General features: G+C 44.4%; 15 protein-coding genes. 8 read left to right on the top strand and 7 right to left on the bottom strand.

What is annotated here, in order from left to right:
* Positions 1-7 precede the first annotated feature (7 nt).
* Positions 8-448: a hypothetical protein gene (locus tag C1N53_RS01115; protein ID WP_137757582.1), complete on the bottom strand. Its 441-nt coding sequence runs from the start codon at positions 446-448 to the stop codon at positions 8-10.
* 163 nt (positions 449-611) lie between these two features.
* On the opposite strand from C1N53_RS01115, the gene C1N53_RS01110 reads away from it, so the two are divergent.
* Positions 612-2105 carry an aldehyde dehydrogenase family protein gene (locus tag C1N53_RS01110; protein WP_240773340.1) on the top strand — a complete coding sequence of 498 codons (1494 nt, stop codon included), beginning with the start codon at positions 612-614 and terminating at the stop codon, positions 2103-2105.
* 70 nt (positions 2106-2175) lie between these two features.
* On the opposite strand, the gene C1N53_RS01105 is transcribed toward C1N53_RS01110, so the two are convergent.
* Entirely contained in the window at positions 2176-3510 is a 1335-nt protein-coding gene (locus tag C1N53_RS01105; protein ID WP_137757581.1) for an NAD(P)/FAD-dependent oxidoreductase, read from the bottom strand.
* Between the two features lie 263 nt (positions 3511-3773).
* Here C1N53_RS01105 and C1N53_RS01100 point away from each other — a divergent pair, with 263 nt between their 5' ends.
* The 3 genes from C1N53_RS01100 (at position 3774) to C1N53_RS01090 (ending at position 7591) form a co-directional block, all read left to right on the top strand.
* Positions 3774-5930, top strand: coding sequence for an FUSC family membrane protein (locus C1N53_RS01100; protein WP_137757580.1), 2157 nt, complete (start codon positions 3774-3776; stop codon positions 5928-5930).
* A 137-nt stretch (positions 5931-6067) separates the two neighbouring features.
* Complete coding sequence (pgk, locus tag C1N53_RS01095; RefSeq protein WP_137757579.1) at positions 6068-7267, top strand: phosphoglycerate kinase; 1200 nt, start codon at positions 6068-6070, stop codon at positions 7265-7267.
* Positions 7268-7375: 108 nt separating this feature from the next.
* Entirely contained in the window at positions 7376-7591 is a 216-nt protein-coding gene (locus C1N53_RS01090; RefSeq protein WP_137757578.1) for a VF530 family DNA-binding protein, read from the top strand.
* Between the two features lie 8 nt (positions 7592-7599).
* On the opposite strand, the gene C1N53_RS01085 is transcribed toward C1N53_RS01090, so the two are convergent.
* Both C1N53_RS01085 and C1N53_RS01080 read right to left on the bottom strand, forming a co-directional pair.
* Positions 7600-8181, bottom strand: coding sequence for a carboxypeptidase-like regulatory domain-containing protein (locus tag C1N53_RS01085; RefSeq protein ID WP_137757577.1), 582 nt, complete (start codon positions 8179-8181; stop codon positions 7600-7602).
* A 59-nt stretch (positions 8182-8240) separates the two neighbouring features.
* Positions 8241-8771 carry a DinB family protein gene (locus tag C1N53_RS01080; RefSeq protein WP_137757576.1) on the bottom strand — a complete coding sequence of 177 codons (531 nt, stop codon included), beginning with the start codon at positions 8769-8771 and terminating at the stop codon, positions 8241-8243.
* A gap of 209 nt (positions 8772-8980) precedes the next feature.
* Here C1N53_RS01080 and C1N53_RS01075 point away from each other — a divergent pair, with 209 nt between their 5' ends.
* On the top strand, positions 8981-10078 hold the full coding sequence (locus C1N53_RS01075) for a lipase family protein (RefSeq protein ID WP_137757575.1): 1098 nt from the start codon (positions 8981-8983) through the stop codon (positions 10076-10078).
* A 129-nt stretch (positions 10079-10207) separates the two neighbouring features.
* Here the strand turns inward: C1N53_RS01075 and C1N53_RS01070 are convergent, their stop codons facing one another.
* A complete protein-coding gene (locus C1N53_RS01070; RefSeq protein ID WP_137757574.1) occupies positions 10208-10834 on the bottom strand; it encodes a YdcF family protein in 627 nt (208 codons plus the stop codon).
* A 147-nt stretch (positions 10835-10981) separates the two neighbouring features.
* On the opposite strand from C1N53_RS01070, the gene C1N53_RS01065 reads away from it, so the two are divergent.
* The 3 genes from C1N53_RS01065 (at position 10982) to C1N53_RS01055 (ending at position 12440) form a co-directional block, all read left to right on the top strand.
* Complete coding sequence (locus C1N53_RS01065; protein ID WP_137757573.1) at positions 10982-11410, top strand: nuclear transport factor 2 family protein; 429 nt, start codon at positions 10982-10984, stop codon at positions 11408-11410.
* Positions 11411-11434: 24 nt separating this feature from the next.
* Complete coding sequence (locus C1N53_RS01060; RefSeq protein WP_137757572.1) at positions 11435-11902, top strand: GNAT family N-acetyltransferase; 468 nt, start codon at positions 11435-11437, stop codon at positions 11900-11902.
* Positions 11903-11978: 76 nt separating this feature from the next.
* Complete coding sequence (locus tag C1N53_RS01055) at positions 11979-12440, top strand: hypothetical protein (protein ID WP_137757571.1); 462 nt, start codon at positions 11979-11981, stop codon at positions 12438-12440.
* Between the two features lie 90 nt (positions 12441-12530).
* Here C1N53_RS01055 and C1N53_RS01050 read toward each other — a convergent pair whose 3' ends face one another.
* A complete protein-coding gene (locus C1N53_RS01050) occupies positions 12531-13523 on the bottom strand; it encodes a 2-hydroxyacid dehydrogenase (RefSeq protein ID WP_137757570.1) in 993 nt (330 codons plus the stop codon).
* A gap of 232 nt (positions 13524-13755) precedes the next feature.
* A complete protein-coding gene (locus tag C1N53_RS01045) occupies positions 13756-14484 on the bottom strand; it encodes a head GIN domain-containing protein (protein WP_137757569.1) in 729 nt (242 codons plus the stop codon).
* Between the last annotated feature and the right edge of the window lie 110 nt (positions 14485-14594).

Raw genomic sequence — 14594 nt, 5'->3', positions numbered from 1 at the left:
AGCCAGGCTAATTGCTGATACCGGAAATATAAGCCGCAATTTCCTCCTCTTTCTCCTGTAGGTTTTTATAAACAAACTTACCCACTACATCGCCTGAACCTGCATCCAGCACGCCAAAAATTCTTGCCTCACTTATCACCTCCTTGTCCCACTCTGATGCCATTACCATAAGCACGTAGCCATTATAAGAAGTTAAGTCAATAAAATTGGGCACAAGGCTTGGCGGGGGCCACTTTCCTGCAGCCAGACTGTAGTTCCCCGGCTCCCAGCGCGGCGGATCGTGCAGCTTATCTTTTTCAGGCTGGAAAAATCCATCCACTACAGGCCCCATAAACAGGACATTTTTCTTTTTTAACCCTTTGGGTAGCAGGGCGGCAGATACTTCTAAGTCGCGTGCTGCATCTGATACTTCCTCTGAGGAGGGCTCTAATGTTTCTTCAGCATCCATTGGTTTTATTTTTTAAAAGATGATGTACTCTATACAGGTACAGCTTGTTTCCATAACAAGCTCCTTTTTACATTATTCCTATATAATCCTATCCTATTATAAAAAAAACCTATATAAACTATTTAAGGTTAGACAATAATATAACATATTATACCGGAAAGCCATGAAACAAGCAGAAGTAATGTCGGAAAAAGAAACTGTAACCGGCTATGAAGATTTAAACAAGCAATACATTGGAGGGGAATGGATGGATGGTAGTGAAGACTATGAAATTGAGAACCTAAACCCCTATGATGAATCGGTGCTGAACAAATTTAAATGCGCCAGCACTGGCGACGTAGACAGAGCCTTTCATATAGCAAAAGAGGTTGGTAAATCGTGGGGTGAAACAAACCCTATAGAAAGAAGAGCCATCATGTTGAAAGCCGCCGAAATTTTACAGCAACGGAAAGAAGAAGTGATAGATTGGCTGGTAAATGAGGCAGGAAGTACGCATTTGAAAGCTGGCATTGAGCTGCAGCAAACGTATGATATGATTGTTGAAGCAGCCTCTTTCCCAACCAGGATGCAGGGTTTGATTACACCTTCCTCTGTACCTGGCAAAGAAAACTATATTTATAGAAAACCATTGGGTGTAATTGGCATTATCAGCCCCTGGAATTTCCCGCTATACCTGTCGATGCGTTCTATTGCGCCTGCCATCGCCATTGGGAATACCATTGTTGTAAAGCCAGCCTCTCAATCTCCGGTAACTGGCGGCACGCTGGCTGCCAAAATATTCGAAGAAGCAGGCTTGCCGGCTGGTGTTTTTAACGTGGTAGTAGGAAAATCGAGTGCGATTGGTGATTATTTTACAGGACACCCGATTTCAAAACTGGTATCCTTTACCGGATCTACCCCGGTAGGTAAAGGCATTGGCAGAATAGGTGGCGAAGGTCTTAAGAAACTGGCCTTGGAGTTAGGAGGCAACAATGCCTTTATCATACTTGATGATGCTGATGTAGACCGGGCTGTAGAAGCAGCTGCCTTTGGCCGGTTTATGCACCAGGCCCAGATATGCATGTCTACAAACCGCATTCTGGTGCATGAAAGCCTGTACGATGAGTTTACCGAGAAATTTGTAGAAAAAGCCCGGCAAATTAAATATGGAGATCCGAGAAAAGAAGACACTATAGTTGGGCCGCTTATAGATAACAAAGCCGCCAAACGTGTGGTGGAACTGGTTGAGCGCACTGTGAAAGCTGGCGCCAAACTAGAAACCGGAGGCACTGCCGAAGGGAACGTCGTATTACCAACGGTGCTATCAGGTGTAACCAAAGACATGCCTATTTTTCAGGAAGAGGTTTTTGGTCCGGCTGTCGGAATTATTTCTTTTAAAGATGACGAGGAAGCCATTGAACTGGCAAACGCTACTGAGTTTGGCCTGAGCGGGGCTCTTCATACGCAAGACTTACAACGTGGTATACAAGTGGCCAGAAGGGTGGAAACGGGCATGATTCATATAAACGACCAGTCTGTGAATGACGAACCACAAACGCCTTTTGGTGGAGAGAAAAACTCGGGAGTAGGCCGGTTCGGAGACGGCTTTATTCTGGATGAAATGACCACTGTGCAATGGGTAAGCGTGCAGGTAAAACCAAGGCAATACCCGATTTAGCGATTATAGAGGTAGAGAGGTAAGTTGTTCAGGATACTTTATTCCTGAACAACTTACCTCTCTACCTCTATTAAGTAATTGTTTTATGTGTAATGGTATCTGCAACGGGTATATTTTCCTGTTTATTGCCAATAATAATGCGGTTATCTGAATTAAAGGTAAAGTAATTCCAGCACCAGTTAAGCATAACCACCAGCCGGTTTCTGAAACCGACAATGGAAATAAGGTGAATAAACATCCAGATAAGCCAGGCAAAAAAGCCCTGTGTTTTAATTTCTTTGTTAAATAGTTTAAGATCGGCTACAGCACGATTACGCCCTATTGTTGCCATTGCTCCTTGATCTTTGTACTTAAAGGGTTGTAGTGGCTTGCTGGTAAGCATGTTTATGAAATTTTTCCCCAGCAACTCCCCCTGCTGCATGGCAGGCTGTGCCAGCATCGGGTGCCCTTGCGGATTTTCATCTGTTACCATGGCCGCAATATCGCCTATGGCAAAAATATTATTATACCCGGCCACACGATTATAGACATCAACCTGAATGCGATTTCCCCTTAAAACACTTTCCGGCCTTAGCCCCGGTACAGGTGCCCCGGTTACACCAGCTGCCCAGATCAGGGTGCGGCTTTTTAAAGTCTCTCCGGAATCAAGGATTACCGTATAGCCATCGTATGATTTAACACGCCGGTTTAGCCACACTTTCACCCCCAGCTCCTCCAGAAATTTTAAAGATTTCAGCGAGGCTTCCTCCGACATACCTTTCAGCAACTGCCCTCCGCTTTGGATCAGGTGGATATCCATTTCCTTAAAGTCCAGTTCTCTGTAGTCTTTCGGAAATACATGATTTCTGAGCTCACACAAAGCTCCGGCCAGCTCTACTCCTGTTGGTCCGCCACCCACAATCACATAATCCATCAAGCTATTTACCTGCTCAGGATCATCCAACTGAAGCGCATTTTCGAAATTGCACAGAATAGTATTGCGCAGAGTAATGGCATCTACTGTACTTTTCATGGCCACCGCATTCTGCTCCATTTCCTTATCCCCAAAGTAGTTAGTGGTGGCCCCAGTCGCTATAACCAGGTAATCGTAGCCAATAAGCCCGATCGATGTTTCTACAAATTGTTTTTCAGTATCGATATGCTGCACTTCGGCCAGCCTGAAGTAGAAATTATCGTGTTTGCCAAAGATTTTTCTGAAAGGGTGAATGATAGAATCTGCCTCAACTCCGGTAGTTGCCACCTGGTAAAGCAAAGGCTGAAACGTATGATAGTTCTGCTTATCGATTAGTACCACCTGCACGGGAGCATGTTTTAATGATTTCACCAATTCAAGCCCGGCAAAACCACCTCCTATAACTACTACCCGAGGGTTACCGGTACTTTCTATTCTTGCATAAGCCGCCATAATTTCTTTTTTGTCAAGAGTTAGTTCTTACGGAGATGCCGTATAGCTGTTCGGATGAATACTGAAATTAGGCACCGCCGAAGGCTGGCTGATAATTTTTTGTGACAGCCTGTGGGATCATACACCAAGACACATGTTTTTTATAATTTTACTGCTACAAGCAAGGCTTTTAGATCTGCGGATGATTCTGTTCCGTTTCCGACGGCAAGAAAGAATTATACTCATGCTTTTGCAGCACCTAAACACTAACATTTACATACTTCATGACAGCAAGCACAGTTAAGCATTTTTTCTTTAGCGAGTATTTTGCTGACGGGGCCCGCACCACACTGGGCATTCTGCTTCCTGTTCTGCTCTTTTTTCAGTTAGGAGAATTACAAATGGGCTTTCCTGTGTCCATCGGAGCCTTATGCGCGAGCATAACAGATGTGCCGGGTCCTGTTGCCCATAAACGTAATGGTATACTGGCATGTATAGTAATTGTGTTTGCGGTAGCGGCCGCAACGGGCTATGCGCAGGTCAACATGTTTTTAATGGGTGCGGCTATTCTGCTGTTCAGCTTTTTCTTTTCGATGCTGACAGTCTTTAGCATGCGTGCAGCCATAGTAGGTACAGCTGCTTTGCTTATTATGGTACTGGTGATGGGGCTACATCCGGCCAATATCTGGTTGTTCAGCGGCCTGCTGGCAGCAGGTGGAGCCTGGTATCTGTGTTTAAGTATGCTTTTCCTGCGCGTGCTGCCTTACCGACCGGCTCAGCATGCGCTGGGTGAATGCATTCATGAGGTAGCCAGAACCCTTCGGCTGAAAGCTGCCTTTTATAATCCTGCCACAGATCTGGATGAAGGTTATCAGAAGATCGTTGCTCAGCAGATTGTAGTAAGCGAGAAGCAGGATGCTGTGCGTGAACTGCTTGTAAAAAGCAATTTAATGATGAAGTCTACTTCTGTACAGGGGCGGGTACTGCTCCTGACCTTTGCCGATGTGGTAGACCTATATGAGCAAATTATGGCTATCCAGTATGATTATGCCACCATGCGCGAGGAACTTGGCCATACTGGCACACTGGAAACAATCGGCCGCATGATAAGGTATGTAGCAGATGAACTAACTGAAATTGGCTGGGCCATTCAATCGAATACGCGCTACAGGCCCAGACGACAACTACAGACCGACCTGGAGCAGGTAGAACACTATATTCATGAACTGAGCGACCGTACACCTGAAGTACATATACTGGTGCTCCAGAAAGTCTTTTTGAATTTACAGGACCTGGTGCAACGCCTCTTCAGTATACAGAATTACTTTAAAGCTGAAACCGGCGAAAAGACAAAGGCTGACACAATGATTGAAAAGGAGGATGAACTGGAGTTTAGCCGTTTTGTTACGCATAACGAGTACGACCCGAAAAAACTCAAAAACAACTTCACGTTCCAGTCGGCAATCTTCAGGCATTCCTTACGAGTAGCTCTTGTTTGTTTGTCGGGTTATATACTTACCCAGCTTTTCAACCTGGGCCATCACAGTTACTGGATCTTACTTACCATTATAGTTATCCTGAAACCGGCATTTAGCCTTACCAAGCAGCGTAACTATGAACGGCTGGTCGGGACCATAGCAGGTGCGGTTATAGGAGTATTTATACTGCACTTTGTAAAAGATACTACGGCGCATTTTATCCTGATGACGATTTGCATGGTAGGTACATTCAGTTTCCAGCGGATCAATTATATAATCTGTGTTATCTTCATGACTCCCTTTATACTGATAGCTTTCAGTTTTATGGGTAGTGGCGATTTAACTATTGCCCGGGAGCGCATTGTAGACACTGTTATTGGTTCTGCCTTTGCTTTTGCGGCATCTTACCTTGTTTTTCCGAACTGGGAATCAGAGAAATTGAGCCAGTTTATGCGGGCAATGCTGCAGGCCAACATAAATTACCTGCAGAAAGTAGCTGAAACGCTGGCAGGTTTAAAAGTAGGCACAACTGCTTACAAACTTGCCCGCAAAGATGTTTATGTGAATTCTGCCAACCTTTCGGCAGCTTTTCAGCGTATGGTGTCAGAGCCTAAAAAGAAACAGCGCAACGGCGAACAGATTCACCGCTTTTTAGTGCTCAATCATATTTTATCTTCTAATATAGCTTCTGTTGCTTCTTTTCTGCAATCCAGGGACAGGCAAGTTTATCCGCAGGCGCTTTCGCAGCCGGTACATAATTCTATTGCCATCCTACACGAAGGCATGCAGCAGCTTTCTCCTGAAACCGATACACCTGCTCAGCCTTTACAGGAAATAACGGAAACAGTGGCAGCGGCAGATACTCCGTTTGAAAACGAAGCATTGCTCCGAGACCAGCTACACTTTATGCAGAAGCTAAGCCAGGACATACACAAAACTACGCTGGAGATCACAAACCAATAATCCAGATGGCTCGTAAAGCTACAAATCATATCCTTTTTACTATATTTGCTCCAATTGCCGGCTTGCTTTAAAAGTATAGCAACAAAATCTTCGAATTAACGAACAACCATTAACGACAAACGAAACATACATTCTTCATGAGAACGATTGACGATTATAACTTTTCAGGCAAAAGAGCTCTCGTGCGGGTAGACTTTAATGTGCCCCTAGACGAGAATCACCAGATTACAGACGACACACGTATCCGTGCGGCAGTACCTACCATTAAAAAAATATTAGCTGATGGGGGCGCTGTTATCCTGATGTCGCACCTCGGTCGCCCTAAAGGCGGACCTGAAGAGAAATACTCGCTCAAGCACCTGGTAGAGCGTTTATCTTCTGAGTTTGGCACAACGGTAAAATTTGCTTCTGATTGTGTGGGCCCGGAAGCTGAAAGCCTGGCTGCCGATCTGAAACCGGGAGACATCCTGTTGCTGGAAAACCTACGCTTTCATAAAGCAGAAGAAAAAGGCGATCCTGAGTTTGCTCAGCAATTATCTAAATTAGGTGATGTGTATGTAAACGATGCTTTTGGAACTGCACACCGTGAGCATGCTTCCACAGCTGTTGTAGCACGTTACTTCCCGAACGATAAAGTTACAGGATATGTCATGCAAGCCGAACTGGATAATGCACGCCGTGTATTAGATAACGTAGAGCGGCCTTATACAGCCATTATGGGTGGAGCCAAAATATCAGATAAGATCCTGATAATTGAGCGCCTGATGGACAAGGTAGATAACCTGATTATTGGCGGCGGCATGTCATATACTTTTGTGAAAGCAGATGGAGGCCAGATCGGTTCATCTTTGGTTGAAAACGATAAAGTAGAGCTTGCAGCCAGACTTATTGCCATGGCACGTGAGAAAGGCGTTCAGCTTATGATTCCGGTAGATTCTATTGTGGCTGATCAGTTCAGTAACGATGCCAACGTAGATACTTCGCTCAGCCACCATATTAAAGACAACTGGATGGGCCTGGATATAGGTCCGAATGCCCGTGAGCAGTATGCAGAGGTAATCCGTAATTCTAAAACTATTCTTTGGAACGGCCCGATGGGTGTTTTCGAAATGTCTAACTTTGCGGTAGGTACAGAAGCAATTGCAGAGGCTGTTGTAGATGCAACGCGCCGGGGTGCTTATTCCTTGATTGGCGGCGGCGACTCTGCTGCTGCGGTAAACCAACTGGGTTACGCTGACCGGGTATCTTATGTATCGACAGGTGGCGGTGCATTGCTGGAGTACATGGAAGGTAAAACATTACCTGGTGTAGCAGCCATCGAGCGCAACGATTACTAAGGCAATATCAATTATAAAATAACTTACTCCCCTGCTGCTGCTTAGTAGCAGGGGAGTTTATGTTTAAAGTCCGGCATACGTTATGCCCGAATTTTAAGAGCTTAAAAAATGGAGGAGCAAAAGAACAACCCGCTACACGGCAAAACACTGCAAACAATAGTAGAGCAGCTCGTAGATTACTATGGCTGGGAGCATCTGGGCTATAAAATCAACATCAACTGCTTTAAAAACGATCCAAGCGTAAAATCAAGCTTAAAGTTTCTGCGCAAAACTCCCTGGGCCCGCAAGCAAGTCGAAGACTTATACATTGCCACGTTTGCTTAAAAGCTTAATCAGTTTTCGTATCCGGTATTATCCTTGAAGAAAGTATTGTAGCGCTTTCTTTCTTCCTTTTGATACTCCAGGTATTCCTGCATCTGAAGCCGCTGCAACTCTTTCCGCTGCTTAGCCTCATTGGAAAAGATATTGTAAAGGTAGGTAAACGGACTGCCCACAGGGCTTGCTTTTATTAAGCCAGGTGGCAGTCCTTTCTCGGGCTTTGGCACAACTTGGGGTTTAGTAATAGAGTCAGCCAGAATCTCCACCTCTCCCAGCATTACATTGCCTTCTTCCAGTGTAATATTCACATGTATTTCCTGAACAGGCAGCTTGCTTACAGGATGCCATTTGGGTTTGAAGCCCAAAGCCCGGATGAGCAGCGTATCTCCTTTTTGTACCTGTAAAAGAAACCGGCCGTTTGCATCTGTTACCGTGCCCCTCATGTTTTTAGTTACTGCAACAGAAGCACCCGGAACCGGTGTCTTTTTATCAGACTTCATTACCGATCCTGTAACTCTTACCCAATCCTGCGCCAAAGAGGGAAAAGAAGCACTGAGCAACAGGCCAAAAAGTAAGAGAATGAATTTCTTTTGCATAGTATCAGGTTTAAAATGCCGTCTAAATTTACGCAGCAAGTACAAAGGGAGTAAAAGATCTAACCGGAATAGGCACTAAAGTTTTTAACCACACATGCTGTTACATATAACTGCCCCACATGGCGCATGGTATGTTCGGCAGCATGAACCAGAAGCCCATGAACCGTAGAAGGAATCTGTGACCGGCCAACTCCTCTGGCTTCTTTTAAAGAGTTTTCTGGTGTAGAACGCAATTGCTCCAGTGCCCGGTCTGTCTGGTCCCTAAATTTTTTAACAAGTGCTGCACCGGTCAACGAATCTGCTCCCGACTTTCCCTCTGCCTCCAGCCAAGCCAGTTGCTCCGCTGTAAGTGCCTCTCCCCTGGCATAAGTAAATAAACGGTCGAGAACGCCTGTTAAATGCTGCAGGTGAAAACCCACCGAAGCTACACCGGCTGGCTTTTCCCACAGTAGTTTATCCGGGAAAGCCTGCATTATTACGGCTAGCTCTTCACCAGCCTGCAGCAAAGCATGTGCAATTGGTTGCAGTAGCTGCGGTATATCAGGCAGCGGGCCACGTAGCCACACTTCCAGGTTATTTGTTTGAGCCATAGGTGTCGGTTAAAAGCTAATCCTGCTATTACTGTACTTCACACAAGATACGGTAGTTACTCATTTTTTCAAATCAACCTGACAATAAGCCTTTCTTCAGCTGTATTCTTATTTCAGCACGGGTTTTGCTATGTTAACTGTATTACTATTATCTGTGTTACAACGTTAACAATACCTGTCACACTGAACTTGATTTTATTTCTACTTTAATGACACTTAAATTTTTAAAACCCATACTTCCGTTTTTAATGCTTTTACTGTTGCAGCTTCCTTTGCAGGCACAAGTGCTAAAGCCAGGTTTCGACAAAGCAGAATACATTGAATTACTTAAAGCTTATGCCGGCTGGCGCGACAGTACTTTCAGGAGGAATATTGAGCCAACCAAAGTATATGAAACAGTATACCATTCTCCAGAAACAGGATTGGAGAACAGCTGGCAACTGCTTCGTAGCAAAGAAGAAAAAGTAGCCGTGATAAGTGTTCGCGGCACTACGCAAAGTACCAACAGCTGGCTCGAAAACTTCTATGCAGCCATGGTGCCCGCAAAAGGAGAACTGAAACTTACCAAAGCGTATACTTTCAACTATAACCTCTCAGAAAACCCCAAGGCAGCGGTGCATGTGGGGTGGCTGGTGGCTACAGGCTTTCTTTCGCAGGACATGCTGCCCCAAATAGATTCTACCTATAATGCAGGTACAAAAGATTTTATCATACTGGGGCACAGCCAGGGTGGAGCTATTGCTTATCTGCTTACGTCGCACTTAAACAACCTGGTAAAAACAGGCAGACTGCCCAAAGACATTCAATTTAAAACCTACTGTAGCGCAGCTCCTAAACCAGGCAACCTGTACTACGCTTACGAATATGAAAACCTGACTTCGGGCGGCTGGGCTTTTAACGTGGTAAACACAGCAGACTGGGTTCCGGAAACCCCTGTCTCAATTCAGACGATGGAAGATTTTAATACCACCAACCCATTCACAAATGCTGAAAGTGAATTAAAGAACCGGCCGCTTGCTCAGAGGCTTGTGCTGAAGCATGCCTTCAATCAGCTTACAAAGCACACCAGGAAGGCACAGAAACGGTATGAGCAGTACCTGGGAAACCAGGCATATAAATTTGTGCAGAAGCAACTACAGGAGTATGATCAGCCGGAGTACTACAATTCTAACCACTATGTCCGGACAGGAAGCTTTATTATTCTGATGGCTGATGAAGCCTATTACAAGCGTTTTCCCGATAATGAAAAGCGCGTGTTTGTGCACCACATGCTACAGCCTTACCTGTACCTGGCCGAGAAGCTATAAGGAATTATGCTTTGAAGAGGCAGGTGCGATCAAAACCTGGTGGCGCCTGCCTCTTATGTATGGGTAAAGTTTTTCCTTAAGTGATGTGTGATTAAAATACACAGAGAAAGTTTTACGAAGTTCACTATACTACCTTTCAGCCCGGTCTCTGCGATTCAGGTATTCCAGCAACTCCGCTACTGAGGCCAGGTCTCCTTTGGTATTATACTTCTCGATGCGTTCCAGTTCTCCGGCAATCAGTCCTGCCCTGGTGTCTTTCACTTTACCCTGCGAATGCACCACTTCTTCCTGCCATGGCATTGGGTTTCCGGGAACACTGTAGAGCCTAAGCTCCGGATACTCCCGTGTTGTAGCAGTTACAGCCGCCATAAAAGCACGGGGCTGCTGAAAAGGAGCTGCCATCATAAGCATGGTTTTATATCCTTTTTGCTTTGCATAACGCGCTACAGAGGTGGCCTCTATAAATGTGTGCAGTATATCCGTATCAGCAGGATAGGGTGGTACCGGCTCTATTTTGTTTTCTGCAACGCCCAACGCAAGCAGCTTTTGCCTCCACTCCTCAAACCCCGGATAGCCGCTCATTGCCTCCGTACCCAGAAACAATATTTTGGCAGCCCTTTTTCCTTGTAGCAGTTCTACTGATTTAGAAAAGATTGCCTCCTGGTTATCGGCGGTCTGCCCAAAGAGAAACAGCGCATCTGCAGTTGTAGTTGGCAGTGTGTCGCACAGCGTGCGGATAATGAGTTCTTCCATCATAGCGTCCATTATACGGTGGAAAGTACAGCAGGATATAGCGCTTTATCGTAACAGCACGAAGAATTATGAACATCAAAAAGGAACATCAGCACATTTTATTCTATCTTCGAATACTAAATTTTTCTTAACAAAGCTTAACCAAAGATAATGAGCCTAAAATCTGTACTTTGCTTATGTGCTTCTTTACTTATCTGTTTAAGTATACAGGCACAGGACACTAAAAAGCAGGATCATGTACTAGAACCTGTCATGCTGCAGCTTAAAGGGTATAACAACCGCGACATAGAAACATTTGCGGCAGCCTTTAGCGATACAGTAAAAGTATTTCGCCAGCCGGGCGTATTATCTTATCAGGGGAAAGAAGAACTGAAGAAGCGCTATGGCCAAATGTTTGCCAATACGCCAGATCTTAACTGCGAAGTTGTAAACAGAATTGTTGCCGGCAATGTCGTAATAGACCATGAAAAGGTAAGGCGCAGCAAAGACCAGCCCCGTTTTGATGCCATTGCCGTTTATCGGGTACAAAACAACATCATTGTAGAAGTAACCTTTATCTCTCCGGATACTACTAAATAAACATCTTACCTCTTCTTAAAAACTATGATTAAAGAAGCCGATGCAGACGACATAGATGAGCTCTTTGAGCTATGGTGCGAGTTGCAGGAGGATCACCAGGGCTATCACCCTGTTTTTAAAGTTAAACCGAATAGTCAGCAGGTTCTGAAAGATGAGCTGCTCTACCGGATGCGTGATAAGGACACCCGGTTCTTTGCCTACACCGATGGCTCGGAATGGCTGGGAATGATGGTTGTTTCTCTTAAAAAAGCCTCTGAAGGATTTAAATTATCCCGCAAAGGCTATATAGGAGAAACTATTGTAAAAAAAGAAGCCAGAAGCAAAGGCATAGGCAAAGAGTTGTTCGAAGCAGCCCGAAACTGGCTCTCAGACAGAGGGGCAGATCATATTGAGCTCCAGGTATCCGTCAAAAACAACAGGGGCTTGTCTTTCTGGCAGGACTTAGGATTTACGCCAACTACTTATCACATGATATTAGATGTGAAGAAATAAAGTTTTGGCAAGCATTTTGTTAAAGGTATATAGTATTAACATGATACTTCTTGCTACTCTTTAACAAAATAAAACTATGTACACGTTACTCAAAAAAACGCTTATTGCTCCATTATGCCTCCTGCTGCTTTCTCTCTCCGGTTGCGAAAAAGAAGAAATTACCAGTTACCCACAACCTGCTGCTGTACTACAAGAAAAAACCGTAAATTTTAATATTTATGGCGATGAAGATTATAGTAGCGCACAGTGGAACAACGCCAAAGTGCAGGTTAGGGTAACAATCAGAAAAGTAGGGCTGGAGCCTTACAAAGAAACGGTCGTGCTTGATTCAACTTTAGATTGGATCGACTTTAAGGATGTTCCGGCATTTGAAAATAGAATTCTGGTTAACCAGAAACTCTCTTACGACCCTCAAAAGGAAAGTATTGCCATTGGCTACTCACGGGTTTATGATGTTGATGGCCTTATCAGTACGAGTGGGGTTAGTTATTACCTCGAAAGAGACCTCTCTGAAAATAATATCGATATTATATTATAGATAACCAGCATGTAAACAAAGGCAACAGAAATCAGGTTGTTGCCTTTGTTTACATGCTGGTCTGTTGCCATCTGAAAGAATTTTAGCAAACTACCCCACTACCTCGTTTACCAGTTCTTTGCCTTCTTCGAAATCCTGGATATTTTGTAGTGTAACGGCTGCTATACTTTGCAGGGCGTTGCTGGTTAAAAAAGCCTGGTGGCCGGTAATTAACACGTTGTTAAAAGACAGCAAACGCATAAACACATCATCCTGGATTACTTTCTCAGATAAGTCTTCGAAGAACAGGTCTGCTTCCTCTTCATAAACATCCAAGCCGAGGTATTTAATACGGCAACTTTTTAAACCTGCAATCACAGCTTTTGTATCAATTAAAGCGCCTCTGCTGGTATTAATCAACATAACGCCCTCCTTCATCTTAGCAATAGACTGATCGTTTATGATATGAAAAGTTTGTGGCGTAAGCGGGCAATGCAGCGATATAATATCCGCTTGCGAGAGCAGCGTATCCAAATCTGTGAACTCTATGCCGATCTGCTCTACTTCCTCCCCTTTCACCACATCATAGCCCAACACACGGCAGCCAAAACCCTTCAGAATTTTTGCTGTTACCAACCCGATTTTGCCTAAACCAATCAGGCCAACCGTTTTGCCATGCAAGTCGAAGCCCATCAGGCCATTCAGGGCAAAATTTCCCTCTTTCACTCTGTTGTATGCCCGGTGCGTTTTCCTGTTCAGCGTCAGGATAAGGGCAATGGTATGCTCGGCCACAGAATAAGGCGAATAGGCAGGTACCCGAACCACTTTTAACCCAAGCTCTTTGGCGGCCTTTAAATCTACATTGTTAAAGCCGGCGCAACGCAGGGCAATTAACTTTACCCCATGTGCCGCCAGCACTTTCAGAACTTCGGCGTTCGCTGCATCATTCACAAATATGCACACAGCATCATACCCCTCTGCCAGCACCGCTGTAGGAACAGAAAGGGGTACATCCAAAAACTTAAGATCATGCTGAAAAGCGGTATTCGTTTCTTTGAAAAAATTTTTGTCGTAGGCTTTCGAACTGAAAAATATTACACGCATGGCACCAGGTTAAAATTTAAAGTTCTACAAAAGAAAGTTTTACGTAGCTATCATTACAAAGGTAGTATGTTCAGTACATCCAACTAAATACAAAAAGCAATTACTAAACTGATAATCATCATTTTATAATAACCTAGATACAACTCTTCATTAACTGAAAAGAAAACGCCCTGCTCCAGTTACAACCGGGCAGGGCGTTTCAAATCGAAACAAAACAACAAACAAAGTATTTCTACCTCCTGACCACTTTACCTGATCCTGAGATCTCTGAACTTACGGATGGGCTTCCATCGTAATAAACGCTGCCACTGCCGCTTATAGTTACCGTTAAATTGTTTAAGGCTGTTACATCTGCCCTGCCGGAGCCCGACAGCGTTACAATAACATCGTCTGCCTGTAAACTATAAGAAGCTATCCTGCCAGAGCCGGAAAGCACAATGGTATTCATGTTGGTTTCTCCGCTCAGCGTTATTTCTCCTGAACCACTTAACCTGGTAATAATTCTTTCGGCAATAGCTGCTATATTGGCTTTGCCAGAGCCGTTTACAGAAAGAGCTAAATTGCCTGCTTCTAAGGAATTGGTGCTGCTGATGCTGCCAGAGCCATTTATACTTAACTCACTTACTTCGGGCACGGTTATGTATACCTCCACAGCCTTGCTTCTCCGCACACAGCTTCTGTGCCTGATCTTCCATTTTCCGTCTACAACTTCTGTGCTTAAATCGCTTAAGATGTTAGGCTCCCCCTTTACTTCTACTTTCTGAGGGCTTCCCTGTGTAAGGTACACTTTAAAATCGCCTTCCGATTCTATTTTGCTGAAAGGCTGTAACTGAAGTTCACGCTGTTCTATGCTGCCCTCGCCCTTAATGCAGGCAGAGTCGGAACAGGAAACCAGATACCCTAACCCGAGCAGGACAAGGAGGTAAATAGCGGCTTTGGCTAAAAGTAATTTCAATTTCATAGTTTTAAAGAACGTATATAGTTGTTACCTATATAGTGATTCAAAAAAAGTGCCAATGGTTGCATGCAGGAATAGCAATTTCTACCATGATACCAACACCCACAGCTGTA

The sequence above is a fragment of the Pontibacter sp. SGAir0037 genome (assembly GCF_005491705.1).
Classification (GTDB): domain Bacteria; phylum Bacteroidota; class Bacteroidia; order Cytophagales; family Hymenobacteraceae; genus Pontibacter.
Note: the sequence above shows the minus strand (reverse complement) of the source record. Positions and strands in the feature narration are given on the sequence as shown.